Annotated in this window: 25 protein-coding genes; 10 read left to right on the top strand and 15 right to left on the bottom strand. The window is 55.5% G+C overall.

All coding sequences use genetic code 11. From position 1 onward, the window contains the following. Positions 1–50: 50 nt before the first annotated feature. Positions 51–1,088 (top strand): LacI family DNA-binding transcriptional regulator, encoded by a 1,038-nt coding sequence (locus C6A40_RS06820; protein WP_045335255.1) that lies wholly within the window; start codon positions 51–53, stop codon positions 1,086–1,088. On the opposite strand, the gene lysA is transcribed toward C6A40_RS06820, so the two are convergent. Then, entirely contained in the window at positions 1,058–2,320 is a 1,263-nt protein-coding gene (gene lysA / locus C6A40_RS06815; RefSeq protein ID WP_008499675.1) for a diaminopimelate decarboxylase, read from the bottom strand. The genes C6A40_RS06820 and lysA overlap by 31 nt on opposite strands. A 121-nt stretch (positions 2,321–2,441) precedes the next feature. Here lysA and C6A40_RS06810 point away from each other — a divergent pair, with 121 nt between their 5' ends. Continuing rightward, entirely contained in the window at positions 2,442–3,368 is a 927-nt protein-coding gene (locus tag C6A40_RS06810) for a LysR family transcriptional regulator (RefSeq protein ID WP_008499676.1), read from the top strand. Here C6A40_RS06810 and C6A40_RS06805 read toward each other — a convergent pair. From C6A40_RS06805 to C6A40_RS06775, 7 genes are all read right to left on the bottom strand, one after another. Continuing rightward, positions 3,363–4,055, bottom strand: coding sequence for an aspartate/glutamate racemase (locus C6A40_RS06805; protein ID WP_039024114.1), 693 nt, complete (start codon positions 4,053–4,055; stop codon positions 3,363–3,365). The two genes, C6A40_RS06810 and C6A40_RS06805, sit on opposite strands and share 6 nt — an antisense overlap. Before the next feature lie 90 nt (positions 4,056–4,145). Further along, the gene (gene wzz(fepE) / locus C6A40_RS06800; protein ID WP_025912419.1) at positions 4,146–5,270 is read right to left on the bottom strand and encodes an LPS O-antigen length regulator Wzz(fepE); all 1,125 of its coding nucleotides are present in this window, start codon (positions 5,268–5,270) and stop codon (positions 4,146–4,148) included. A 208-nt stretch (positions 5,271–5,478) separates the two neighbouring features. Continuing rightward, positions 5,479–6,912 (bottom strand): arabinose-proton symporter AraE, encoded by a 1,434-nt coding sequence (gene araE / locus C6A40_RS06795; RefSeq protein WP_223825726.1) that lies wholly within the window; start codon positions 6,910–6,912, stop codon positions 5,479–5,481. Between the two features lie 293 nt (positions 6,913–7,205). Beyond that, entirely contained in the window at positions 7,206–7,967 is a 762-nt protein-coding gene (gene kduD, locus C6A40_RS06790) for a 2-dehydro-3-deoxy-D-gluconate 5-dehydrogenase KduD (protein ID WP_008499679.1), read from the bottom strand. Between the two features lie 63 nt (positions 7,968–8,030). Then, a complete protein-coding gene (kduI, locus tag C6A40_RS06785; protein ID WP_008499680.1) occupies positions 8,031–8,867 on the bottom strand; it encodes a 5-dehydro-4-deoxy-D-glucuronate isomerase in 837 nt (278 codons plus the stop codon). 240 nt (positions 8,868–9,107) lie between these two features. After that, positions 9,108–10,286 (bottom strand): acetyl-CoA C-acetyltransferase, encoded by a 1,179-nt coding sequence (locus C6A40_RS06780; RefSeq protein ID WP_008499681.1) that lies wholly within the window; start codon positions 10,284–10,286, stop codon positions 9,108–9,110. Positions 10,287–10,379: 93 nt separating this feature from the next. Further along, complete coding sequence (locus C6A40_RS06775) at positions 10,380–11,246, bottom strand: LysR family transcriptional regulator (protein ID WP_021242027.1); 867 nt, start codon at positions 11,244–11,246, stop codon at positions 10,380–10,382. Between the two features lie 105 nt (positions 11,247–11,351). On the opposite strand from C6A40_RS06775, the gene C6A40_RS06770 reads away from it, so the two are divergent. Beyond that, complete coding sequence (locus C6A40_RS06770; RefSeq protein ID WP_008499683.1) at positions 11,352–11,813, top strand: multidrug/biocide efflux PACE transporter; 462 nt, start codon at positions 11,352–11,354, stop codon at positions 11,811–11,813. Positions 11,814–11,932: 119 nt separating this feature from the next. Further along, on the top strand, positions 11,933–13,162 hold the full coding sequence (locus C6A40_RS06765) for an amino acid permease (protein ID WP_023294484.1): 1,230 nt from the start codon (positions 11,933–11,935) through the stop codon (positions 13,160–13,162). A 55-nt stretch (positions 13,163–13,217) separates the two neighbouring features. Here the strand turns inward: C6A40_RS06765 and C6A40_RS06760 are convergent, their stop codons facing one another. Beyond that, positions 13,218–13,670, bottom strand: coding sequence for an Lrp/AsnC family transcriptional regulator (locus C6A40_RS06760; RefSeq protein ID WP_021242030.1), 453 nt, complete (start codon positions 13,668–13,670; stop codon positions 13,218–13,220). Between the two features lie 116 nt (positions 13,671–13,786). On the opposite strand from C6A40_RS06760, the gene C6A40_RS06755 reads away from it, so the two are divergent. Further along, entirely contained in the window at positions 13,787–14,398 is a 612-nt protein-coding gene (locus C6A40_RS06755; RefSeq protein ID WP_045335276.1) for a LysE family translocator, read from the top strand. A gap of 26 nt (positions 14,399–14,424) precedes the next feature. On the opposite strand, the gene C6A40_RS06750 is transcribed toward C6A40_RS06755, so the two are convergent. Both C6A40_RS06750 and yjdI read right to left on the bottom strand, forming a co-directional pair. After that, positions 14,425–14,697, bottom strand: coding sequence for a GNAT family N-acetyltransferase (locus C6A40_RS06750; protein WP_045335254.1), 273 nt, complete (start codon positions 14,695–14,697; stop codon positions 14,425–14,427). 10 nt (positions 14,698–14,707) lie between these two features. Continuing rightward, positions 14,708–14,938: a 4Fe-4S mono-cluster protein YjdI gene (yjdI, locus tag C6A40_RS06745; RefSeq protein WP_008499689.1), complete on the bottom strand. Its 231-nt coding sequence runs from the start codon at positions 14,936–14,938 to the stop codon at positions 14,708–14,710. 176 nt (positions 14,939–15,114) lie between these two features. Here yjdI and C6A40_RS06740 point away from each other — a divergent pair, with 176 nt between their 5' ends. The 5 genes from C6A40_RS06740 (at position 15,115) to C6A40_RS06720 (ending at position 21,604) form a co-directional block, all read left to right on the top strand. Beyond that, positions 15,115–16,755, top strand: a complete 1,641-nt coding sequence (locus tag C6A40_RS06740; protein ID WP_045335253.1) for an ATP-binding protein — start codon at positions 15,115–15,117, stop codon at positions 16,753–16,755. Then, the gene (locus C6A40_RS06735) at positions 16,739–17,434 is read left to right on the top strand and encodes a response regulator (protein WP_032638033.1); all 696 of its coding nucleotides are present in this window, start codon (positions 16,739–16,741) and stop codon (positions 17,432–17,434) included. Before C6A40_RS06740 ends, C6A40_RS06735 begins: the two co-directional genes overlap by 17 nt. 168 nt (positions 17,435–17,602) lie before the next feature. Continuing rightward, entirely contained in the window at positions 17,603–18,691 is a 1,089-nt protein-coding gene (locus C6A40_RS06730; protein ID WP_045335252.1) for an ABC transporter substrate-binding protein, read from the top strand. 80 nt (positions 18,692–18,771) lie between these two features. Next, positions 18,772–20,541 (top strand): ABC transporter permease, encoded by a 1,770-nt coding sequence (locus tag C6A40_RS06725; protein WP_023294491.1) that lies wholly within the window; start codon positions 18,772–18,774, stop codon positions 20,539–20,541. After that, positions 20,534–21,604 carry an ABC transporter ATP-binding protein gene (locus tag C6A40_RS06720; protein WP_045335250.1) on the top strand — a complete coding sequence of 357 codons (1,071 nt, stop codon included), beginning with the start codon at positions 20,534–20,536 and terminating at the stop codon, positions 21,602–21,604. Before C6A40_RS06725 ends, C6A40_RS06720 begins: the two co-directional genes overlap by 8 nt. Positions 21,605–21,814: 210 nt before the next feature. Here the strand turns inward: C6A40_RS06720 and C6A40_RS06715 are convergent, their stop codons facing one another. From C6A40_RS06715 to C6A40_RS06700, 4 genes are all read right to left on the bottom strand, one after another. Then, on the bottom strand, positions 21,815–22,267 hold the full coding sequence (locus C6A40_RS06715; RefSeq protein ID WP_045335249.1) for a hypothetical protein: 453 nt from the start codon (positions 22,265–22,267) through the stop codon (positions 21,815–21,817). Then, on the bottom strand, positions 22,267–23,022 hold the full coding sequence (locus tag C6A40_RS06710) for a hypothetical protein (protein ID WP_045335248.1): 756 nt from the start codon (positions 23,020–23,022) through the stop codon (positions 22,267–22,269). Before C6A40_RS06710 ends, C6A40_RS06715 begins: the two co-directional genes overlap by 1 nt. Before the next feature lie 108 nt (positions 23,023–23,130). Then, a complete protein-coding gene (locus C6A40_RS25210; RefSeq protein WP_045335246.1) occupies positions 23,131–23,427 on the bottom strand; it encodes a VENN motif pre-toxin domain-containing protein in 297 nt (98 codons plus the stop codon). A gap of 574 nt (positions 23,428–24,001) precedes the next feature. Then, on the bottom strand, positions 24,002–24,553 hold the full coding sequence (locus C6A40_RS06700) for a hypothetical protein (RefSeq protein WP_186436514.1): 552 nt from the start codon (positions 24,551–24,553) through the stop codon (positions 24,002–24,004). Between the last annotated feature and the right edge of the window lie 230 nt (positions 24,554–24,783).

Below are 24,783 nucleotides of genomic sequence, written 5' to 3'. Positions count from 1 at the left end.
ATAAGCTCTGTGGTAAACTGCAGATCGTTACGTGGAAGCAGGAATATAGAATGGCAACAATGCTGGATGTATCACTGCGCGCGGGCGTGTCGAAGGCCACGGTATCGCGCGTGCTGAACGGCACAGGTCAGGTAAAAGAGAGTACGCGTCAGCAGGTGTTTGCTGCGATGGAAGAGCTGGGCTATCGCCCGAACTTTCTCGCGCGCTCGCTGGCTAACCAGACCAGCAACAGCATTGGTCTGGTCGTCTCGACCTTTGACGGCTTTTATTTTGGCCGCCTTCTCCAGCAGGCGTCGCGGCAGACCGAAACTCACGGGAAACAGCTGATCGTCACCGACGGTCACGACGCGCCGGAACAGGAAGAGCAGGCGGTGCAGATGCTCGCCGATCGCCAGTGCGATGCCATCGTGCTTTACACGCGCTACATGAGCGAAAAAGCGATCGTCAAACTGATGAACACCGTGAAAACGCCGCTGGTGGTCATTAACCGTGAAGTGAGCCAGGCGCCGGATCGCTGCGTGTTCTTCGAACAGCAGGATGCCGCGTTTAAGGCCGTGGATTACCTGATTGGCCAGGGCCATCGGGAGATCGCCTGTATCACCGTCCCGATCCACACTCCCACGGGTAAAGCACGGCTGATGGGCTATCGCAAGGCGCTGGAAAAGCACGGTATCCGTCTGGACGAGCGTCGGATAAAGTACGGCGATGCAGGAATGACGCAGGGATACGAGCTTTGCAAGGAATTGATTGCCGACGGAGTAACGTTTAGCGCCCTGTTTGCCTGTAACGACGATATGGCGCTGGGGGCGTCCAAAGCGTTGCACCAGGCGGGGCTGAAAATCCCGCAGGATATCTCCCTGTTCGGCTTTGATGATGCCCCAAGCGCGAAATGGCTGGAGCCTGCGCTCTCGTCGGTTTATCTGCCCATCGACAATATGATTGTCACCGCCATCGATCAGGCGATCCGGCTGGCAAGAAACCAGCCGGTCGATGCCATCCCGCCGTTTACCGGCACGCTGGTGTTACGCGATTCGGTCACAACGGGGCCGTACTTTCATCAGATGAGTTCTAAAGCCAGCAGTTCCTGAATGGTCTGGCGACGGCGTATCAGCCGCGCCTTGCCATTATCAAACAGCACTTCCGGCAGCAGCGGGCGACTATTGTAGTTAGAGGACATAGACGCCCCGTAGGCACCGGTGTCGTGCAGCACAAGATAATCACCCGGTTTGACCTCTGGCAGCGCGCGGGTTTCCACTTTGCCGCCCTCCTGCTGGGTAAACACGTCACCCGATTCGCACAGCGGCCCCGCAACGACCGTCTCAACGCGCGGCGCCTGCGTTAAATCGCGGCCGTCGGCAGCCAGGGCGGTAATGTGGTGATAGCTGCCGTACATGGACGGACGCATCAGGTCGTTAAAGCCTGCATCAATCAAGACGAAGTGGCGAGACCCCATCTCTTTCACGCTGCGGACCTGAGAAACCAGCACGCCGGCTTCCGCCACCAGGAAACGACCCGGCTCAATTTCCAGCTTCACCGCGTGGCCCAGATGCGCGGCAATTTGATCGCGCGCGGCGCTCCACAAACCGTAATAGTGATCGGTATCGATCGCCTCTTCCCCTTCGCGATAAGGAATGGAGAGACCACCGCCCGCAGAGATCGCCTCCAGATCCTGACCGAAGTCGACAACCTGGCGCACCATCGCGCCGCACACCTGTTCCAGGTGGCCATAATCCACCCCAGAGCCAATGTGCATATGAATACCCACCAGCTTCAGGTTGTAGCGCTGTAACACCTCCAGCGCGGCAGGCATATCGGCATACCAGATCCCGTGCTTGCTGTTTTCGCCGCCGGTATTGGTTTTTTGGCTGTGGCCATGACCAAAGCCCGGGTTTACGCGCAGCCAGACGCGGTGGCCGGGAGAAACCTGACCGAGCTGCTCGAGCATATCCACAGAACCGGCATTTACCGGGATCTGCAGTTCGTGAACGCGCGCCAGCGTCGCATCGTCGATCACATCGGCAGTAAAGACGATCGCGTCGCTGTCGGCTTTCGGATCGTATCCGGCTACCAGCGCGCGCTCGATTTCGCCGAGTGAAACGGAGTCAACCTTCACGCCCTGCTCGCGCATCAGGCGCAGAATATGAATATTGGAGCAGGCCTTCTGGGCAAAACGCACCACGTCGAACTGATGCAGGGCGGCGATCTTCTCGCGGACGATCTGCGCGTCGTAGACCCACACCGGACAGCCAAACTCGGCAGGCAGGCGCAGCAGGTTGTCGGCGTTCAAATCGGTATCAGTCTGGTTCAGCGGGCGTGGCATGGTCTTCTCCGGATAAATGCGTTTTGATGATTACGCCACAGCGCAAGGAGAATAAAAAATATCGTTTTATCGCGAGTCTATGCAAAAATGATATGGCCACTTCTCTGCTTTCAGGTGCCCTATGCCCGCCGTCAATTTACGCCATATCGAGATTTTTCACGCCGTGATGACCACCGGCAATCTCACCGAAGCCGCACAGATGCTGCACACCTCGCAGCCGACGGTGAGCCGCGAGCTGGCGCGCTTCGAGAAAGTGCTGGGGCTGAAGCTGTTCGAACGCACCCGGGGCCGGCTTCACCCGACGGTACAGGGGTTACGCCTGTTCGAGGAAGTTCAGCGCTCCTGGTACGGGCTGGACAGAATCGTGAGCGCCGCGGAAAGCCTGCGCGAGTTTCGCCAGGGCGAGCTGTCGATCGTCTGCCTGCCCGTCTTTTCGCAATCCTTTTTGCCGATGCTGCTCCAGCCCTTTCTGGCCCGCTATCCTGAGGTCAGCCTCACCATCGTGCCGCAGGAATCACCTCTGCTTGAAGAGTGGCTTTCGGCACAGCGCCATGATTTAGGGCTAACCGAAACCCTCACCACCCCAGCGGGCACGGCGCGCACGGAGCTGCTCTCGTTAGATGAAGTGTGCGTTCTTCCCGCCGGGCATCGGCTTGCCGGTAAGGCGGTGCTCACGCCGGAGGATTTCCACGGGGAAAACTACATCAGCCTGTCGCAGACCGACAGTTACAGACAGCTGCTGGATACCCTGTTTGCCGAGCATCAGGTCAAACGGCGAATGGCGGTGGAAACGCACAGCGCGGCCTCGATTTGCGCGATGGTGCGTGCCGGCGTCGGCGTCGCGGTGGTCAATCCACTCACGGCACTGGATTATGCCGGAAGCGGGATCGTCATCCGCCGCTTTAGCGTGTCCGTCCCGTTCACCGTGAGCCTGATCCGTCCGCTACACCGTCCGGCTTCCGCGCTGGTGGACGCTTTCACCGAACACGTCATGGAGCACGCGCGTCAGGTGGCGCTTCGCTTACCTGACCTGCAGGACCCACTATGACAGCATAAACGCCACGGCATCCGCAGCATGGATAGCGGTGGTATCAAATACCGGAAGAGGGCTTCGCTCAACGGGTACCAGCAAACCGATCTCCGTGCAGCCGAAGATCACCCCTTCAGCCCCCTGCTGCGCGAGTTTTTCGATGACGCTGACGTAGAAGGCGCGGGAGGTTTCGCTGAAGGTGCCGAGACAGAGCTCGTCAAAGATAATTTGATTGATGCGCGCCCGGTCTTCTTCTTCAGGGATCAGGCTTTCGATCCCAAACGCGCTGCGCAAACGCCCGCGATAGAAATCCTGTTCCATGGTGTAGCGCGTGCCCAGCAGCGCTACGCGGCGCATCCCGGATGCCGCAATTGCGCGCCCGGTCGCGTCAGCGATATGCAGGAACGGCAGCGAGCAGCGGTTCTCAATATGCGACGCCACCTTGTGCATGGTATTGGTACACAGCAATATCCCCTCGGCGCCGGCCCGCTCAAGCCCGAGCGCCGCCTGGGCCAGGATCGCCCCGGCTTTATCCCACTCGCCGCTCGACTGGCAGGCTTCGATTTCATGAAAATCCACGCTGTGCAGCAGCAGGCTTGCGGAGTGCAGCCCCCCCAGACGCTGCTTAACCCCTTCGTTAATCAGGCGATAATAAGGGATTGTCGATTCCCAGCTCATTCCACCTAACAGGCCGATCGTTTTCATCATCCCTCCTTTTCGTTGATTTCTTCTTTTAACACAACCGGTGCCAATAAAAAAAGGCGCTCTCTTGAGCGCCTTTTTAATCTGCAGGGTTTATTCCGTCACCGGCTCGGGGAGTGGATTACGGGTGAGCATCGCCTCGCGCAGTAAAACGCTACTGCAGGCAAACAGTGCCCCCAGGAGCGCCGCCAGAACGACAATCAGGGCCTTGCCTGGACCATCCTTTTTCACCGGCATGGAGGGAGAGAGCTGGTACCGGAATGGCTCAAGTTTAACATCCGCAAAGGAGAGCTTTTTCAACTGCGCCAGATAATATTCCCGGTTCTGGAAATCCGCATTCAGCTCGGTCACGTCCTTGAGATTTTTTTCAATCTGCAGCTTTTGCGCGATACCGTCAGCACCGAGCGCAACAGAGTAATCCGGATCGTCTTTTACCGCCTGCCCGTTGCTGTAGACCGGCTTCTTGATGCCGGCGGCATTCGCGACTTCCAGGGAATAATTCAGCCGCTGCAGGTTGGTATTGTGAATATTGGTCAAACGGACGCGATCCAGCTCTAGCTGCTGCTCAACGACTTTCGTTTTCAGCGCGATCTGGTTGCGGATATTCTGCACTGTCTCTTTCTCAACAATAGCCGCGATATAATTGATGTATCCCTCCAGAACGGATTGCGCATCGCCTGCTGTCGGCGCAGTGAAGTTTAATGTCCAGGAGATATAGGGGGTTTTATCCGCGTCTTTTCCCTGATCGTTATTCACCGCTTTCATTCTGTCTGAGATATTGACTATCGCCCGATGCAGCTCAAGCGGATCCACCTCAGCGTCTTTAAGCTGCGACATCACGTAAGAAGAGGATTTCAGATACTCTTCAAGCAATGACTGCGACTGAAACTTTTTAATAAAAAGATCAAAGACTTCCGGACGGGTAATCTTCACGTCCACATCCAGCACCTGTAACGCCACCATCATCTGGCGCAGCGGGTTCCACTGCGACTGTTCTGCCGGGGTGATCACCGCTTTACTGGTCCATTTTTGCGGCAGCAAAAATGAAATGGCCAGCCCCACGAGAGCAAAAGCAAGGGTAACGGCCACGATGCGCTTTTTAGCCGCCGCTAAAACCGCTAATAAACCTAAAAGATCTATTTCTTTAGCGTGTTCGTTACGGGTGGAATAATGCGGGAAATCAATATCTGTGCTTTTTTTGAAATCCATTTCTGACATAGGAATTCTTCTTTCTCTTGATGCTACGCATCTTTGTTCATTGATCGCTGTGGCTCAATAATACAATAGATTAAGAAAAATCCTAATCCCAAACACCATTATCTGACTACCCCTGCCAGAGTTAGTAGTGAGTTTCATCACGTTATGATTGTGATTAATCTCCCTTTCCACCTCCGGCATAGGTTGAACATGTAAACAGGCAATCCGATCACACGCCAATATTCCGCAGCTTCTCCCCGGCCATCAGCTTGCGCTCGATGTGTTCCAGCGTCACGCCTTTGGTTTCTGGAATCAGCCAGAACGTGACGCCAATAAATGCCACGTTCAGCACCGTATAGAGCCAGAACGTTCCCGCTGCACCAATCGCGTCCAGCAGCGTCAGGAAAGTCGCGCCGATGATCATGTTCGATACCCAGTTGGTGGTCGTGGAACAGGTGATGCCAAAGTCGCGGCATTTGAGCGGCTGAATTTCGGAGCACAGGATCCACACCACCGGCGCGGCGCTCATCGCGTAACCTGCGATACACATCATGGTCATCCCGACAGAAAGCCAGGAGAGTCCGCTGGAAGCCGTGCCGTTATCAAACTGCATCAGGCAGTAGCCGAGGATCAGCGTGCCGAGCGCCATCACGCTGAAGCCAATTTTCAGCGCCGGTTTGCGGCCCGCCTTGTCCACGGTGAATACGGCAATAAAGGTGGCAAACATGAAGGTCAGCCCGACCACCAGGGTGGCGATCATCTGCTGTTCGGTGGTGGTGAACCCCGCCATTTTGAAAATGCGCGGCGCGTAGTACATGATGATGTTCATGCCGGTGAACTGCTGCATCGCCTGCAGCAGCATGCCGAGGAAGACCGCCCGGCGCACGTTGCGGTTGATTTTAAACAGCGCCCAGCCCCCCTGCTTGAGCTTCAGGCTTTCGCGGATCTCGTTCAGCTCCTCGCGGGCTTTTTCAGAGGTATCGCGCAGCATGCGCAGCACCTCTTCCGCCTCCACGTGGCGCCCTTTTTGCGCCAGCCAGCGCGGGCTGTTCGGCAGGAAAATCACTAAGACAATCAGCACCACCGCTGGCAGCGCCAGCACGCCGAGCATTGCGCGCCAGTTGCCGCTGTAGCTGAAGTAGGTGTCAGACAGAAACGCCAGCACGATACCCAGCGTGACCATCAGCTGATACATGCTGATCATCTTCCCGCGCACGTTCTCGCTCGCCATTTCGGAGAGATAAAGCGGTGCCGTGTAGGAGGCAATCCCCACCGCCACGCCCAGCAGCACGCGGGAAAGCAGCAGAACCTCAACGTTTGCGGCAAAGGCGGAGCCAATGGAGCCGGCGACAAAAAGAATCGCCCCGGCCATCAGGCTGTATTTGCGCCCCAGGCGAAACGAGAGCCAGCCGTTGAACAGCGCGCCGATGGCCGCGCCGAGCATCATGCTGCTGACCACCCACTCCTGCAGGCGGCTGCTCAGGGTAAAGTGATCGGTAATAAAGGGCAATGCACCGGCAATGACGCCAATATCCAGTCCAAATAACAGGCCCGCCACGGCGGCGGCAATAGAGACAAACTGGTTCATGCGGCGAGTATCACGCAGCGCAGCGGGCATTAGGGTAGAGTCATTTATAGATGTCATATTTTCCTGCCTGAACAGTGAAATTCGTTAAGTGAAATTACGAGATAGCGAGAAAAAGTGTCAGGCGGGAAAAGGTGAAGATATGGATTATTTCGCTGCGACATAGCGTTCTGTGATGGACATTACAATTTCAACTAACGCTGAATAATCACATGCTTTTACTAATCACCTAATTTTTAAAGATTAAAAGTGTGATGACTGTCGTTCATGACTTTTTAGTATGGATTTTCCATGTTTATCCATATGGATTTTGACAATTTTTAAGCAAAAAAAACCTCTGCCCAAAAGCAGAGGTCCAGACCCGATGCGGGCTATCGCGCCAGCCAGCCGCCATCGACCGCCACGGTGTAGCCGTTGATATAGTCCGATGCGGACGAGGCCAGAAAGACCACCGGCCCCATCAGATCGCCCGGAAGCCCCCAGCGCCCCGCCGGAATGCGGTCGAGGATTTCCGCGCTACGCTGCTCGTCCGCACGCAGCTGCTGCGTGTTGTTGGTCGCCATGTAACCCGGCGCAATCGCATTCACATTGATGTTGTGTTTCGCCCACTCGTTTGCCAGCAGGCGGGTCACGCCCATCACGGCGCTTTTGGAGGCGGTGTAAGACGGCACGCGGATACCCCCCTGGAATGAGAGCATGGAGGCAATATTCACGATCTTGCCGCCGTTCCCCTGCGCAATAAAGTGCTTTGCCGCCGCCTGGGACATGAAAAATACGCTCTTGATGTTCAGATCCATCACGTCGTCCCAGTCGCGCTCGCTGAAATTGATCGCATCTTCACGGCGAATCAGCCCGGCGTTGTTGACCAGAATGTCGATGTGACCGAATTCCGCCACCGCGCGATCCAGCAGTTCAGGAATGGCATCGATTTTACGCAGGTCGGCGGTCAGGCTCAGGAAGCGGCGGCCCAGGGCCGTCACGCGCTCGAGGGTTTCCGTCGGTTCAACGATATTAATTCCGACGATATCGCAGCCCGCTTCCGCCAGGCCTAACGCCATCCCCTGACCCAGCCCGGTGTCACACCCGGAAACCACCGCCACTTTCCCCTGCAGAGAGAATGCATCCAGAATCATGTTTATTCCTTACTCTTTCAGAGCCTGTCACTCACAGGCAGGTTTATGCGTCACTGCCCGCGACTAGCGCAGATCGCTGACCGCAACATGGTCCATATCATCAAAGACCTGGTTTTCACCCACCATTCCCCAGATAAAGGTGTAGGCTTTTGTCCCTACGCCGGAATGAATAGACCAGCTCGGCGAAATCACCGCCTGCTCGTTATGCATCACGATATGGCGCGTTTCCTGCGGCTGTCCCATCATGTGGAACACGCAGGCGTCCTCATCCATGTTGAAGTAGAAGTAGACTTCCATGCGGCGCTCGTGGGTATGGCACGGCATGGTATTCCACAGGTTGCCCGGCGCAAGTTCGGTCAACCCCATGCTGAGCTGGCAGGTCTCCAGCACGTCCGGCACGAAGTATTTATTGATGGTGCGGCGGTTGCTGGTGAGGTTGTCGCCCAGCGTCACGGGCGCGACGTCTGCCGGGGTCACTTTTTTGGTTGGACAGGTGGCGTGGGCCGGCGCGCAGTTGTAGTAGAATTTCGCAGGCCTGCTGGCGTCGATGCTGGCAAAGACCACGTCCTTCGCCCCTTTACCCACGTACAGCGCCTCGCGATGGCCAATCTCATAGCACCGTCCGTCTACGGTGATGGTGCCCGGCCCGCCGATGTTAATCACCCCCAGCTCGCGACGTTCGAGGAAATAATTTACGCCCAGCTGTTTACCGACCTCACCGCCCACGGAGACGCTTTTCGTGACGGGCATTATTCCGCCCACAACAATGCGGTCGATATGGCTGTAAACCATGGTGTACCTGTCAGCCTCGAATATCTGCTCGACTAAAAATGCCTTGCGCAGCCCCTGCGTATCCAGCGTTTTGGCGTGCGCGCTGTGGATGCTTTCTCTGACGTCCACGGTAACCTCCAGATGTGGTCATGCCCGAAGGCGGGAAGTAAAACGAAACAGCGTTCCGTTTTACATAATGAGCACATACTATCGGCATAAAGTGGGCTTTTCAATTATATTTAAAACAACGTTTCATTTTTATTTTTGTTTATCGCGGAATTGATGCCCGGATCACGCTAAAACCGTCGGGAGATAAAGATCACGATAAAAAAAACCTCCCGGAGGAGGTCTTTTTTTAATGAGGAAAAATTAGCGTTCAATGGCCAGCGCCACCCCTTGTCCGCCGCCTATACAGAGCGTGGCAATCCCTTTGCGGGCGTTGCGCTTCTTCATTTCGTGGACCAGCGAAACCAGGATCCGGCAGCCGGACGCCCCGATCGGGTGCCCCAGTGCGATCGCCCCACCGTTTACGTTGACCCGCAGCGGATCCCACTCCAGCATTTTTCCGACGGAGATCGCCTGCGCGGCATAGGCTTCGTTCACTTCGATCAGATCCACATCAGAAAGCTGCCACCCCGCACGCTCCAGACAGCGACGGGTCGCATAGACCGGCGCGATCCCCATTAACGCAGGATCCACGCCCACGCTGGCGAATGCCTTAATGCGGGCCAGCACGGGAAGATCGAGTTCGAGGGCTTTGCTTTCGCTCATCATCATCACGGCCGCGGCGCCGTCGTTAATGGAAGAGGCATTTCCCGCCGTGACCGAGCCCTGCATTTCAAACGCAGGATTCAGCCTCGCCAGCCCTTCAGCGCTGGCGTCGGTGCGCGGCTGTTCATCGGTATCCACGACGATAACCTCGCCCCCCTGACGCTGCGTGCTGACCGGAACAATTTCGTCGCGAAAACGGCCGGAATCAATCGCCGCACGCGCTTTTTGCTGCGAGCTTAGCGCATAGGCATCCTGCACCTCACGGCTGATACCGTACTCGCGCGCCAGGTTTTCCGCCGTTACGCCCATATGATAATCGTTGAAGGCATCCCACAGTCCGTCATGCACCAGGCTGTCGAGCAGCTGGCTGTTGCCCAGCTGTGCGCCGGTACGGCTGTCGGTCAGGACGTGCGGCGCGCGGCTCATATTCTCCTGCCCGCCCGCAATGATCACGTCCGCCTCACCACACTGAATGGCCTGCGTCGCGAGATGCAGCGCTTTTAATCCTGAACCACAGACGTCGTTGATAGTGATAGCGGAGACGGTATTGGGCAGTCCGCCCTTCAGCGCCGCCTGTCGCGCAGGGTTTTGCCCGGCACCGGCCGTGAGGACCTGTCCCAGAATCACCTCATCAACTTCATGTGCTGCGATCCCGCTACGTTCTACCAGCGCTTTCACCACCACGCTGCCCAGGTCAACCGCCGAGTGACGCGCGAGCGCTCCCTGAAAACAGCCGATAGCTGTACGCAACGCACCCACTATTACGACATCTTTCATCACGACCTCTGTGTTAAATGACATGACGATAGTAGAGGATTGTTACTGGCAATTATCTTAATTGTTTAAAAATAGTGAGTTTAATCACAAGGATCAGCGTGCATCCTGCAGATACTGCCGCAGCCAGCTTCCGGCAACGCCGGGAGGGGATCGTTTATTCCACAGCAGATCGATGCCGATCGCCCGCGGCCAGCCGGGAACATTGAGCTGTACCAGGGATTTCGCGGCGGCAAATTCCTCCACCAGCGCGCACGGCAAGACGCACCAGCCAAATCCCTGTACCGCCATACTCAAGAGTAACAGGTAATTCGGGGCTGACCAGACGGGCCCGCGCGCGATCTCCGCCTCACGCTCAAGATAGGTGCTCAGCCGCAGCTCCCTCCAGCCGTGCAGCTCGTCACGCTGAACGTCATCCTGCCCGGCCAGCGGATGCGTGGTCGCGACATAGATCGCCATGCGGGTCTGCATCGGCAGCCGGATGGCGCCGATATCCGTAGGATAACCGTCTCGCGCTTCGGTGAGGCCAATCTGCGCGCGCTCCTTTTGCAGCAGATCGATCACGTCCTCCTCCTCGCCAATCAGACATTCGAATTCCGTATGGGGAAAGCGCGCGTCAAACTGCTTCATCATCTCTTCCAGCACGTCCGGGTTGAGGGTATCGGAAAGGACAAACGTCAGACGCGCCTCCGTTTGCGCCGTGAGCGACACCGCCAGCTCATCCAGCCGCGTGCTGGCGGCGAGAATAGCCTGCACGTAGCCCAGCACCTGTTCCCCCTGGGCCGTTAACACCGGCTGGCGGGCCGAACGGTCAAACAGCTCAAATCCCAGATCGGCTTCAAGGTTGGCAATGGACGTGCTGACCGTCGACTGGCTTTTACGCAGCCGGCGTGCGGCCGCAGAGAAAGAGCCTGCTGCAACGGTCTCGACAAACGCGGTCAGGGCTTCGGGTGAATAGCGCATAACCTATCTACTTTTACGATGGATACTATCTTTAATATATCAGCTTTAGCGATAAAAATAGGCCACATCAACGCCCATACTGGCGAATTAACGAGGTCTATCACTATGCAACATCAGGATGCACTCCAACGTAAACTGCCGGAGCGGATCTTTCATGCTGTCTGTTTTGAAGGGATTGCGACGGCGATCCTCGCCCCTACCGCGGCGTGGTTGATGCAGCGTTCCGTGGTGGAAATGGGTGGGTTGACCATTATTCTGGCCACCACCGCCATGCTGTGGAACATTATTTATAACGTCGGCTTCGACCGTTTCTGGCCTGTTCAGCGCGTCAAACGTACGGCAAAAGTGCGTGCGCTGCATGCGCTGGGGTTCGAATGCGGCTTTATTGTGATTGGCGTGTCGATTGTCGCCGCCGTGCTGGGCGTCACCCTGCTGCAGGCATTCACACTGGAAATAGGTTTCTTCCTGTTCTTCCTGCCGTACACCATGTTCTATAACTGGGCGTACGATAATCTGCGTGAGAAATTTCTTAAGCGCCGCCAGCAACGACGCGCCCTGGCAGGCTGAACCGCCTCTGGCCGGACGCCCGTTCCGGCCCGACGTCTTCGAAGCAACTGCGCTCTTAAGGCATAACTATGGTAAATTGCACGCCATTCTGATGGTTTGATAGTTGATACGTTGCTCTAATGTCGAAAATTTGGTCAAAAGATGAGACTCTCTGGAGTTTCGCTCTCTACGGCACGGCCGTGGGCGCAGGAACGCTCTTCCTGCCCATTCAGCTGGGCTCCGCAGGCGCAATCGTCCTGTTTATTACCGCCCTCGTGGCCTACCCCTTAACCTACTGGCCGCACAAAGCGCTGGCGCAATTTATCCTCTCGTCGAAAACGAAAGGCAACGAAGGGATCACCGGCGCCGTTTCGCACTATTACGGCAGGAAGATCGGCAACCTGATCACCACGCTCTATTTCATCGCCTTCTTTGTGGTGGTGCAGATTTATGCGGTGGCCATCACCAACTCGTTAACCGAGCAGCTGGCAAAACACCTGACGGTAGACACCACCGTTCGCGTGCTGGTTAGCCTGGGCGTGGTGCTGGTCCTGAATCTGATCTTCCTGATGGGACGGCATATCACGATAAAAGTGATGGGCTTCCTGGTGTTTCCGCTGATCGCCTATTTCCTGTTTGTCTCGCTCTACCTGATCGGCAGCTGGCAACCCTCGCTGCTGACCAGCCAGATGGCCGTCGATCGCCATACGCTGCACCAGGTCTGGATTTCGATTCCGGTGATGGTGTTTGCGTTCAGCCACACGCCGATTATCTCGACGTTTGCCGTTGACCGCCGCGAGAAGTTCGGGGACGAGGCCATGGCTAAATGCAAGAAAATCATGAAGGTGGCATACCTGATTATCTGCCTGAGCGTGCTGTTCTTCGTCTTCAGCTGCCTGCTCTCTATTCCGCCGTCGTATATTGTGGCCGCCAAAGAGGAAGGGGTGACAATCCTGTCTGCGCTGTCGATGATGCCCTCTTCACCGGCGTGGCTCGGCATTTCCGGGATTGTCGTGGCGATTATTGCGATGTCGAAATCGTTTCTCGGCACCTATTTTGGGGTGATTGAAGGGGCGACGGAGATCGTGAAGTCGTCGCTGAACCAGGTGGGCGTGAAAAAGAGCCGCGCCTTTAACCGCGCGATTTCCATCATGGGGGTGTCGTTAATCACCTTTGCCGTCTGCTGCATTAACCCGAACGCCATTTCGATGATTTACGCCATCAGCGGCCCGCTTATCGCCATGATCCTGTTTATCATGCCGACGCTGTCGACGTATCTGATCCCCTCCCTGAAACAGTACCGTTCCATTGGCAACCTGCTGACGCTGATCGTCGGGGTGCTGTGCGTGTCGGTGATGTTTGTCGGCTAATTCCCTTTCCTGCCCGGCGCGCTGCCGGGCAGGCCATTCAACCCCGGCCTCCTGCTTACAGCGGAAAAGGCCTGTCCTGCACCACCGTTTTCATGACAAGCGTTGAGCGAAGATGCTGCACGCCGGGCATAGCGGAGAGCTTCTCGTCGTAAAGCTTCTGGAAAGCGGAAAGGTCGCGGGTCACGACGTGCATCAGATAATCAGGATCGCCAAACAGGCGCTGAGCCAGCACAATCTGCGGGATCTCCTCCACCGCCTCTTCAAACGCGCTGACCGCCTTGCGGTCACCCTCTTTCAGCGTCGCGAACACTATCGCCAGGAAATTAAATCCCATTTTGGCAGGGTCGAGGCTGGCACGGTATCCCGTTATGGCCCCGCTTTGCTCCAGCGCCCGCACGCGACGATGGCACGGCGAGAGGCTCAGATTCACCCGCTCAGCCAGTTCGGTAAGCGACAGGCGGCCGTCAGACTGCAGTTCAGCAAGAATTTTTCTATCGATGCTATCCATGTGGAAGATTTTCTCATTTTCACCGTGTTATGAGCATAACATTGAAAGCCTATTTCGCAGTGTTAGCGATATTCTTTTTCGCAACGTATAACGCACTGCGGGAGTATTTCAGGACGATGGAAATGAGTATTGTGGCCGGCTTTTGGGTGGTTTCGTTTCTGCTCATCATGACCCCGGGGGCCGACTGGGCCTACGCTATTAGCGCCGGAATTAATGGACGCCGCGTGGTCCCGGCGGTGATGGGGCTGATGTCCGGGCATCTGCTAGCCACATTGATTGTGGTGGCAGGCGTGGGGGTATTGATTGCTCAACATCCGCTGGCGTTAGCCGGGCTGACCGTGGCGGGAGCCCTGTATCTCCTGTGGCTTGGCATAACGTTATTGCGTCACCCGGCCGCACCGGAGAAGGCCACCCAGCATGCGGGTAACTGGACGCAGTGGGCGATGAAAGGACTCTGCATTAGCGGCCTTAATCCGAAGGTTTTTTTGCTGTTCCTGGCCCTGCTTCCGCAATTCACAGACCCAACCGGAAGCTGGTCGATAGCGATGCAGATGTCTGCGCTTGGGATGATGCACCTTATTACCTGTACCCTGGTCTATCTGCTGGTGGGGTATGGTTCGAAAGCGGTGCTGGCGACCCGGCCACAGGCGGCCCGTCTGGTGAGCAGGGCATCGGGAGGGTTGATGGTGCTGATCGCTCTGGTACTGCTGTTTGAGCAGGTGAGATAAAAAACACCGGCCATCGCCGGTGTGAGTTACGCCCGAATATCGTCATATTCCCGCGTTTTATCAAACTCATGTTTCGCAAACGGGCACAGCGGGATAATTTTGCGGTTCTCACCGCGCATCTTCTCCACCACTTTCGCCACCAGCTGTTTACCGACGCCCTGCCCTTTCAGGCTCTCATCCACATCGGTGTGCTCGATAATGCTCAGGTGCTCGCCGGTCGGCACGAAGACAATCTCCGCGACCAGGTTGCCGTTCGCATCATTCACGTAAAACTTGTTATGGCCTTCCAGAATATCCATGGTTCCTCGCTTATTTTTGGCGATACTTCAGCGCACCGCTCGGGCAGGTATCAATCACGCGGACAACCGTTTCAACGTCCACTTCATCGGGAATAATCCACGGCTTACGTTTCAGATTAAACAGCTTTGCGCTCCCACGCACGCAGTTACCGGAGTGTTTGCAGATCCCGGTGTTGAAGTAAACGTCAATTTTCTCGCCGGTATAGGCCCGGTAACCCGCATCCAGTAGCTCTTTATCCATGACATTGCCTCTGTAATTATTATCGTGCTGAATGAAGCATAGCCTTACGGGATCCTGATGGCTATAACGCCGAAAACGAAAAGCCAGGTCACAACTCTTTTCTTGCCAGATTGCGTCCGCTATTTGCCCATGTCAGGCTCGGCAAATGTCACTTTTACATAACATCCGCAGGTTGAATGAAACGCAGACTCTCTTTTCAGGTAAAGCTGTTTTTAGCGCTGGTGTGCTTTTCCTGCCTGCTGTTAGTTCTGCTGGGAACGATCCTGTTTCATTTTATTGACCGACAGCTCCATCACGATCTCGGCCAGCGCGCCCGGGTGCAGGCCAGCCAGATCGCGCTGATGCCGGGTCTGGCGGCCATGGTTGCGGCCAGAGATATTCCGGGGATAGCCCGGTTAATTCAGCCGCTACGCGCCGAAAGCGATGCCAGCTACATTGTGATTGGCGATACCGAGGAACAGCACCTTTATCATTCGGAATCCCCGGAGCGCATAAATTTACCGATGATCGGCGGGGATAATGCGGAGGTATTACAGGGCAAAACCATTATTTCCGTGCGCCAGGGCGGGATTGGCGTGTCGCTACGCAGCAAAGCACCGATCTTTAACGCGCAGCACCAGGTGATTGGTATTGTCTCGGTCGGCTATCTGACCTCCTATATTGCCAATATTAATGCCCGCATTCTCTGGCAGTCCGGGCTGTACGGCGCGGCTCTTCTGCTGCTGCTGTTTATGTTCTCCTGGCTGTTTACCCGCAATCTCAAAAAACAGATGTTCCGGCTTGAGCCAAAAGATATCGCTCAGCTGGTTTTGCAGCAGCGCGCGCTATTAGAAGCCATGTATGAAGGGGTATTTGCCGTCAATGATGAGAAGCAGCTGATTTTAATTAACCGCGCCGCACGAGAAATGCTGGATATCCGGCAAAGTGAGAAAGCGCTTATCGGCAAACCGCTGGAAGACGTTCTGCAGACGTCGCCGGGCTTTTTATCCCAGCGCTACGCCTCGGTGAGCAGTGGCAGCCACGACCAGATTGCCGTGCTGAACCAGCGGGAGGTGATCGTCAACCGCGTCGCGATTGAGGTCGAACCGGGCGTTGAAAGCGGCTGGGTGTACAGCTTTCGCGACAAAAATGACATTAACACGCTCAGCAGCCAGCTCAGTCAGATCAAGCGCTATGCGGATAACCTGCGCATTATGCGCCACGAGCAGCTGAACTGGACCGCCACGCTGGTGGGCTTGCTGCAGATGAAACACTATGACGAGGCGATTCGCTACATTCAGGTGCAGTCCGAAGGTGCGCAGCGGGTGCTGGACTTTGTCTCCGCCCGTTTTTCCTCTCCCGCGCTGTGCGGGCTGCTGCTCGGAAAATACGTCAGCGCGCGCGAAAAAGGGATCGAACTGCTGTTTGATCCCGCCTGCCAGCTCACCCGCATGCCCGCCACGCTCAACGAAACGGAGCTGATGTCCATTATTGGTAACCTGCTGGATAACGCGGTGGACGCGACCCTTAAGGCTCCGGTCCCCGCGCCGGTGGAACTCTACATTTCTGACCGAAACCAGGAGCTGCTGATCGAGGTGGCCGACCGGGGCTGCGGGGTGGAGGATGCGATGAAGCCGCATATTTTCCGCCAGGGATTCAGCAGCAAGCCGGAACGTGAAAACGACATTGTGGGTACCGAGCACGGTATTGGCCTGTATCTGGTGGCAGGATATATCGACAAGGCTGGCGGCAGCATTGAGATTGCCGACAACACGCCACAGGGGACTATTTTTTCTGTGTTTATTCCGAATGGGCAAAAGCATGACCCGAGCACTTGATGTTGTGATCGTTGAAGATGAGCCGCACCTGGCGGAGCTGCATCGCGAGTATATCGAGCAGAATTTTCATTTGCGCGTGGTGGGCATCGCCGCGTCGATTGAGCAGGCATGCCGCCTGATTCGTCAGCATCAGCCGCGGCTTATCCTGCTGGACAACTATCTCCCGGACGGTAAAGGCGTGGAGCTCATCGATAACCCGCTGCTGAAAAGCTACGAATGCTCGGTGATCTTCATCACCGCCGCCAGCGATATGCAAACCTGCAGCCACGCCATGCGCAGCGGCGCGTTTGACTACCTCATCAAGCCCGTCTTTTTCCAGCGCCTGCACGCCTCGCTGGAGCGTTTTATGCGCTTCATCCACACCGTGCAGCAGGTGAAGGTGGTCGACCAGCATGCGCTGGATCGCCTGTTTCATCTGCCTGCCGCGGAAGCCTCCGTAACGCCATCCACAAAGGGCATTGAGCCCCAGACGCTGGAGCGGATAAAACGCCTGTTCGCCGAGCATCCCGACAGCGCGATGTCGGTTGAAGAGGTGGTGGAAAACGTGGGGATCAGCAAAACCACGGGGCGTCGCTACCTCGAATACTGCGTGGAGAGTGGGTTAATCAGCGTTGAAATGCTGTACGGCAATATTGGTCATCCTCGCCGGTTATACCGCAAAGCCCCCGATAAACCGTAATCCAAAACCGTTCGTTGGCTAACGTTCGCGGATTTTATGGTGTTAATTGCTGAAACGACGGCGACAATCACACTTCGGAATCATTGCCCTCGCCTCCCTATTGTCGGAGGCGCGCTTTACGCTATGTTGACAATTAGTTCCTCAAATGTAACTAAAAGGTTAACTATAATGTCGAACACGTTCCGAATTTCTCTGCTTACCGCTACCGTACTGTTCTCTGCTTCTGCACTGTCTGCCCTGCCGCAGGGTTATCCTGCTGAGTATCAAAAAGTGGTTGATGCCGCCACGAAAGAGGGCAAGGTTGTCATCTATTCCACCACCGACATCAAAGCTGCCGGCCCGCTGATCCAGGGCTTCGAAAAAACCTACCCGGGCATTAAAGTCGAATACAACGACATGAACAGCACCGAGCTGTACAACCGTTTCATCAGCGAACAGGCTTCCGGCGGCGTGAGCGGCGACGTGGTCTGGAGCTCCTCGATGGACACGGGCCTGAAGCTCGCCACCGACTACGCCATGGAGTACAAATCTCCGGAGCAAAGCCAGCTGCCGAAATGGGCGGTCTGGAAAGATAAGGCCTACGGCACCACCTATGAGCCGGTGGTCTTCATCTACAACAAGCGTCTGATCCCGACCGGTGACGTGCCGGACTCTCACGCCGCGCTGGCGAAGCTGATTGCCAGCCAGACGGACAAATTCAAGAACAAAGTCACCACCTACGACATCGAAAAATCGGGTCTGGGCTTTATGCTCTCGGTGCAGGATCACAACGCCGATCCGAACTACTTTAAGACCCTGGCCGACGTCGCCAAAGGGGGCCTGTCGGTGCAGTCGTCTACCGGCACCATGATGGAGCGCGTCTCCTCCGGTGAAAACCTGATTGGCTTCAACATCCTCGGTTCTTATGCGGAAGCGCGTGCGAAAAACGATCCGTCGCTCGGCATCTCCTATCCGAAGGATTACACCCTGGTGCTGTCGCGCGTGTCGTTCATCAGTCAGCAATCGCAAAACAGCAACGCCGCGAAGCTGTGGCTGGACTACGTGCTCTCTGAACAAGGGCAAAGCATTCTGGCCAACCAGGCGGACATTCCCTCCATTCGTAACGATATCGAAGGGAAAAATGATATCGACGGCCTGACCAAAATCCTCGGCAACGCGCTGAAGCCGATCCCGGTTGATGAAACGCTGCTGGAATACCTGCAGCCGAAAAAACGCCTCGAGTACATCAAAGAGTGGCGTACCGCCGCCGGTAAATAAGCGTCTGAGCGCGGCGCTGGCCGCCGCGCTCCCTTATCGACTGAGTTCGTTTTTCTGGGCTGCAACACCAGGGATACCCCATGAATACATTACGCAGAAAGTGGCAAAGCCTGCCGCGAGGCATCGTCGTGCTGATAACCGCCCTGGTTATCTACACGCCGCTGTCGTTTATCGTGATCCAGAGCTTCCTGTCCGCGCCGTTCTTTTCGCCGTCAAAAGAGTGGAGCTTTGAATCATTTGATTTTATTTTCACCGACCCCGATTTTTATAAGGCCCTGAAAAGCGGCTTTATTCTGGCTTTCGGGCTGGTCTTTATCTCTATCCCGCTGGGCGGCGTGCTGGCGTTTCTGATGGTGCGTACCGACCTGCCCGGTCGCCGGCTGATTGAGCCGCTGATCCTGGTCCCGATTTTCGTTTCACCGATGGTGCTGGGCTTCGGCTACGTGGTGGCCGCCGGTCCGGTGGGCTTTCTCTCCCAGTGGGCGGAGGCGCTGATTGGCTTTGTGCCGTGGAATATCTACGACATGTCGAGCATTGTGGTCATAGCCGGCCTGACGCACGTCCCGCACGCCTATCTGTATATCTCGTCAGCGCTGCGCAGCGTGGGCTCCGACGTGGAAGAAGCCGCACGCACCGCGGGCGCGTCGCCCTGGCAGGTGATGACCTCCGTCAGCCTGCCGATGGTGCGCCCGTCTATTCTGTACGCCACCGTGCTGCTGTTCTTCCTCGGGCTGGAAGTGTTCGGCCTGATGCTGGTCCTCGGCGACCCGGAAGGCAACATGGTGCTGGCGACCTATCTCTATAAGCTGACGAACAAGATGGGTACCCCGTCCTATAACCTGATGGCGGCGGTTGCCGTGGTGCTGATCTGCATCACCATCCCGCTGGTGATGCTCCAGCGTCGCCTGATGCGCACCGCCAACCGCTTCGTCACCATGAAGGGCAAGGCCTCGCAGGCCCGGGCTCTGCCGCTGGGTAAATGGCGCTGGGTGGCTGGCGCGGTGATTGCCTTCTGGCTCACCGTCACCATTGGCGTTCCGCTGCTCGGCGTGGTGCTGCGCGCGTTTATCTCCAACTGGGGCGTGGGCGTTTCGCTGTGGGACGAGCTTTCTCTGAACACCTTCCGCACCATCTGGGCGCAGCCCAACCTGCTGCGCGCCATCGTCAACTCCATGGCGATTGGCGTCATTGGCGGCGCGCTGGCCGTGGTGTGCTACCTGTTTGTCGGCATTGCCATGCACCGCAAGCCGGATAACACCACGCGTTTCCTGGACTACAGCGTGCTGGTACCGCGCGCCGTGCCTGGCCTGCTGGCGGGTCTGGCGTTCCTGTGGGTATTCCTGTTCCTGCCGATGTGGCTGGATAACTCGCTGAAATCCGGCTGGCTTTCCGGGTTTGCCTGGACCGACTGGATGCGTGAAAACGTCATCGTCTGGCTACGCTCGCTGCGCAGCACCATTTTCAGCGTCTGGCTGGCCTATACCGTGGTGTGGATGGCTTACGGGCTGAGGCTTATCTCTTCCACGCTGCTGCAGGTAGGGCCGGAGCTTGAAGAGGCGGCGCGCAGCACCGGGGCGACGCGCGGGCAGATCACCCGCCACGTCACCATCCCGCTCTCCCGCTACGGCCTGATCGGTTCGTGGCTGCTAATGTTCCTGATCTTTGAACGCGAATACTCAACGGGTGTGTACCTGCTTTCACCCGGCACGGAGACCATCGGCTCGATGCTGGTTTCCCTCTGGGCCGCAGGCGCCATTGATATCGTGGCGGCGCTCTCTTTCATTAATATCCTGCTGGTCGTGGTAGGTCTGGGCATTGCCCTTCGTTTCGGAGTGAAAATACATGATTGAATTAGCGGTTGACGATCTGCACTTAACCTACGGCGACAATCCTGTTTTAAAAGGTGTCTCCATGAACCTGAAGCGCGGCGAAGTGGTCTCCCTGTTAGGCCCCTCCGGCAGCGGTAAAACCACCCTTCTCCGCGCCGTCGCGGGTCTGGAAAAACCGACCCAGGGGTCGATTGTGATTGGCAACAATAAAGTTTACGACGGTACGCCGCGCAGCGAGGTCCCGGCGGAAGAGCGTAACCTGGGGCTGGTATTCCAGTCATACGCCCTGTGGCCGCACAAAACCGTGTTTGAGAACGTGGCCTATCCGCTCAAGCTGCGCAAAGTCCCGGCCAAAGAGATCCAGCAGCGCGTGCAGGACGTGCTGGACCAGCTGGGTCTGGGCCATCTTGGCAAACGTCACCCGCATCAGCTCTCCGGTGGGCAGCAGCAGCGCGTGGCGATTGGCCGGGCGCTGGTGTACAACCCGCCGGTGATTTTGCTGGACGAGCCGCTTTCCAACCTCGACGCCAAGCTGCGCGAAGAGGCCCGCGTGTTCCTGCGCGAGCTGATTATCAAGCTCGGGCTATCGGCGCTGATGGTGACGCACGACCAGAACGAAGCGATGTCCATTTCCGACCGCATCCTGCTGCTGAACAACGGCAAAATTGAGCAACAGGGTACGCCGCAGGAGATGTACGGCTCACCGAAAACGCTGTTTACCGCCGAATTTATGGGCAGCAACAATCGCCTGCACGGCAAGGTCACCGACGTGCGCGACGGCAGAGCGCGTATCGAAGGCAAAGGCTGGGTGCTGTGGGGCCAGGCCGGTGAAGGGGTGCAGAGCGGTAAAGAAGCCACGGCGGTGATCCGCGTCGAGCGCGTGGCGGTGGTCGAGGGGCCTGGGGAAAATCAGCTTGAGCTACCGCTGCTCACCAGCATGTACCTCGGCGACCGCTGGGAATACCTGTTCCGCACGGTGGGGGATGATTTTGTGATCCGTGCGTATGGGCATGAGGTTCGGGATCCGCAGCACTGCCATCTTTCGCTGCCGGAGAAGCATGTTTGGGTGTTCCCGAAAGGGTGATGAGTCAATAATTAATCTGCCATGGCCCGGTAGCGATTCGCTTACCGGGTCTACAAAATAAAGAAATGCGCTGATGCCAGGATTGGTGGCGCTAGTTATTATTGTTAATGCATTCCGACTTAAATATTTACCTGTCCCTTCTTTCCATCCCTACGCATAACGGGTTAAGGCTCCATATCAAAATGTTATTACAGAGCATATAAAGAAAATTTATGCATCATATCCAGCATTTTTGAAAATTAATTGAACATGCTCCGTCAGTCCAACAAGATCTTCATAGGCGATTGGGCCAAAATCAGGATAATGGTTTTCAATATACTCGTTAACATCTTCCATACCTTCACTGACTCTGAGATTATTAACAAATGTAGGCAAAATACGATGATTAACACCAGTACCATACTCTTTCGGATGATGGGTCATACACCACTCAACTTTACCTTTATATGATTGAATCGCATCTTCCAGTAAGGCGATAACTTCTGGAACCTCTTTTTCAAAACGAAAACTGGTATAAGGAGGATACTTAGAGCGATCAATTTTTTCAAAATGGTCATTTATCCATTCATCTTCAATACGGCTCTGATAATGTAACCACTCCAGTTTTCCAAGAGAACCAATGAAGTCCAACAAGATTGTTTCTTTCTTACCTATCGGAAACATTATTTTAACCCCTGTAATTTATCAGAGATCGTAACACTTCCCTGATTTATAGATTTGATATGTTTTTCCCAATCTCCTTTAGGAATTGGTTTTAAGGACACTCTTGGATCGTAAACATACTGACCATCGGTATAAACCTGATGAAATGCTTGTTCATGTACAATTTTTCCATTTTCATACACATTTAAGTTATACGGAGTCGTCGGCCTTGCTTCAATAATTTTCCCGTGCCCGCCAGCTGCATCGAGAAGTTTAGGTGCGATATCTGAGCAATCCGTACAATCTGTATTGCCTATCCAGGCAATAAACTTAGGTTCGTTCATTTTTTCAATAACACTCTGATTGGCTGGATAACCGGGATTTTCAGGGCGAACATTTTCAAGACCGGGGATCTTCTCGTTCTGATAGAAAAGATCATCCAGTGAAGGAGAATCCGGAACCGGCGTAGTTGTCGTCCAGCCATTATTGTTTGACGCTCCATCACCGTTGGTATTTCCAGTATGATTTATCCCTCCGGTTGCTACACTATTCGTCCCTGTGTTGGAGGGCACATTTCCAGTTACAGTCTGGTCGCCACCAGTGTTTGATGGTCCCGGGTTGATGACCTGCGTACCACCAGTACTGGTGATCGTCTTACCTGTCAGGGACTCATAGGCCGCTTTCTGAGCATTATTTAACTGACTGAGCTGGGAAGGATCATTGAGCGAGGCCACATAGATCAGATGCAACTGCTCATCTTGTGACAATGTATCCATTGCTGATGTGGATGCACCAATGCCCAGTAAAGCACCCAGACCACTGCCAACCAGGCGATCACGGCAAGCAGAAATTTTCAGACATCCCTGTGAAGCCAGTTTACCGCCCTAAATAACGACACCCAGCGAGTTATTCTCAACCTCCACCTTCGCCGTTTCCGACGCCATTGCCGCCATGGAGACACTGCCATCCGTCACCGCAGCGCCCGCCAGACCACCCGCGATACTCACGAGGCTACTGACCAGCCGTTTCTCCTCTGCTGCCAGGTCACTGGATTTTTTATCGCCATACAGCGCGCTGACCAGATGGTCGGTCATCGCCGAGGCCGTAATGGCACCCATGGCACCGGCCTTCAGGCCAGCAGCACTGCTCCCGCCACTCAGCTGCGTCAGCGCCGCAGCCACAATACCGTGCAGCGCGGCACGGGCTGTCGGGTCTTTCTGCTCCTTGACCAGGGTCGCCAGAAGAGGGGCCGCCCCCGCTGCCGCGCCTGCCTTCAGGTTACCGCCAAGCGCGCCTGCCAGTAAGCCCGCCGCTGCACTGCCCTTCGTCCAGAAATCACTTCCCGGACCGTACTCTGTATTCTGATATCCGGGCTGCGTCTTCAGGAATGCTTCCTGCTCCTGCAGGGTATCGCCCTGCAGTTTTCCTTCTGACGCCAGCTTCGCGCCCAGCGCCGCATTGGGGGTAAACTTAACGGCTGATTAAACGATCCCGGCACAGTGGCCGGGATCTGTGTCATTTAGACAGTGGTTCAAGGCGAAGAAGATGAGACTTTGCCTTCTCTATAAGCTGTAAAAACTCATCGCATTGAAATTCAAGAATATTACTTTCATCTGGATAAATAATAATATTCACTGATTTCCTGTCTTCTGATAGTGAGATTTCACCCCACTGGACTCGATTAAAAGACAATTCAGCATAAAGATCTTCCCGATCAACTGAACTACCTACGCTATATTCCAACATATGAGACCTCTATTTAGTTGGTGGTTCACGGAAGCCAATTAATCTTGAACCATCAGAATTAAATCGTAATGCTCGTCCATCAGGAGCTGTAGCTTCAACAACAGTAATCCTTTGTTTATTTTCAAAAACCACTCGGGATTCAATCTTAGTATTTGGATTGTTTAATGTTTCGTTAACTATATTCTGAGCTTCCTGATTAAGAACTGACGCTTTTTGACTGGAATAAGAATATGCGGAACCTTCTCTTCCGCCATGCTTTTTTAGTGCTCGTCCGGCATCAGTCAATCCATTTCTGTTAGATGCTGAAGCGGCCTCATTAAGGCGATCTTTTGATGGGGCAGTAGAAGCCCTGTTATTCCGAGCATTCTCCTCATCCTGCGGCTCCCAGCCCCCCGGCGTGCCTGATCCCGCTCCCCCCAGTTCTGCCTTTTCTTCATCCGTCCAATTTGCGCCAGTATTTGGCTGTTCTTTATCATTAGTCAGCGCTTCACCGATTGCTACACCTGCACCAGTGGCGGCAGCAGTCCCGCCTCCTGGCCCAAACCCACCACCTTCCAGCAATGGATTTCTGCATGCCCACGGCTCCTGTGCACACATTGCGCTGTTCAGCGTGTTATTCTCAACAACAACTCTTTCCTGTGCATTCCGGCAGGAACAACACATTTTTCCCTGTTCAGTCAGTGACTTACAGGGTGTTTTTGCTAAGGTACATCTGCTGCTGCAACTTTTTTCGCTGTTAAGCGTTTCAAGGGGTTAAAGGGGTTAAAGGCTGATAAAACGATCCCAGCCAT

Source organism: Enterobacter sp. GER_MD16_1505_Eko_090, assembly GCF_003331015.1.
In the GTDB taxonomy this organism is placed as follows: domain Bacteria; phylum Pseudomonadota; class Gammaproteobacteria; order Enterobacterales; family Enterobacteriaceae; genus Enterobacter; species Enterobacter roggenkampii.
This window is presented reverse-complemented; position numbering and strand designations above follow the sequence as displayed.

Coding starts and splice junctions, on each gene's coding strand:
- C6A40_RS06750 (WP_045335254.1), bottom strand. CDS start 14,697: ATGGATATTCTGGAAGGCCATAACAAGTTTTACGTGAATGATGCGAAC.
- C6A40_RS06805 (WP_039024114.1), bottom strand. CDS start 4,055: ATGAAAACGATCGGCCTGTTAGGTGGAATGAGCTGGGAATCGACAATC.
- C6A40_RS06770 (WP_008499683.1), top strand. CDS start 11,352: ATGCAACATCAGGATGCACTCCAACGTAAACTGCCGGAGCGGATCTTT.
- C6A40_RS06760 (WP_021242030.1), bottom strand. CDS start 13,670: ATGGATAGCATCGATAGAAAAATTCTTGCTGAACTGCAGTCTGACGGC.
- C6A40_RS06820 (WP_045335255.1), top strand. CDS start 51: ATGGCAACAATGCTGGATGTATCACTGCGCGCGGGCGTGTCGAAGGCC.
- C6A40_RS06715 (WP_045335249.1), bottom strand. CDS start 22,267: ATGTTTCCGATAGGTAAGAAAGAAACAATCTTGTTGGACTTCATTGGT.
- C6A40_RS06710 (WP_045335248.1), bottom strand. CDS start 23,022: ATGGATACATTGTCACAAGATGAGCAGTTGCATCTGATCTATGTGGCC.
- C6A40_RS06730 (WP_045335252.1), top strand. CDS start 17,603: ATGTCGAACACGTTCCGAATTTCTCTGCTTACCGCTACCGTACTGTTC.
- C6A40_RS06755 (WP_045335276.1), top strand. CDS start 13,787: ATGGAAATGAGTATTGTGGCCGGCTTTTGGGTGGTTTCGTTTCTGCTC.
- C6A40_RS06725 (WP_023294491.1), top strand. CDS start 18,772: ATGAATACATTACGCAGAAAGTGGCAAAGCCTGCCGCGAGGCATCGTC.
- C6A40_RS06740 (WP_045335253.1), top strand. CDS start 15,115: ATGAAACGCAGACTCTCTTTTCAGGTAAAGCTGTTTTTAGCGCTGGTG.
- lysA (WP_008499675.1), bottom strand. CDS start 2,320: ATGCCACGCCCGCTGAACCAGACTGATACCGATTTGAACGCCGACAAC.
- kduD (WP_008499679.1), bottom strand. CDS start 7,967: ATGATTCTGGATGCATTCTCTCTGCAGGGGAAAGTGGCGGTGGTTTCC.
- C6A40_RS06810 (WP_008499676.1), top strand. CDS start 2,442: ATGCCCGCCGTCAATTTACGCCATATCGAGATTTTTCACGCCGTGATG.
- C6A40_RS06735 (WP_032638033.1), top strand. CDS start 16,739: ATGACCCGAGCACTTGATGTTGTGATCGTTGAAGATGAGCCGCACCTG.
- C6A40_RS06720 (WP_045335250.1), top strand. CDS start 20,534: ATGATTGAATTAGCGGTTGACGATCTGCACTTAACCTACGGCGACAAT.
- yjdI (WP_008499689.1), bottom strand. CDS start 14,938: ATGGATAAAGAGCTACTGGATGCGGGTTACCGGGCCTATACCGGCGAG.
- C6A40_RS06765 (WP_023294484.1), top strand. CDS start 11,933: ATGTCGAAAATTTGGTCAAAAGATGAGACTCTCTGGAGTTTCGCTCTC.
- C6A40_RS06780 (WP_008499681.1), bottom strand. CDS start 10,286: ATGAAAGATGTCGTAATAGTGGGTGCGTTGCGTACAGCTATCGGCTGT.
- C6A40_RS06775 (WP_021242027.1), bottom strand. CDS start 11,246: ATGCGCTATTCACCCGAAGCCCTGACCGCGTTTGTCGAGACCGTTGCA.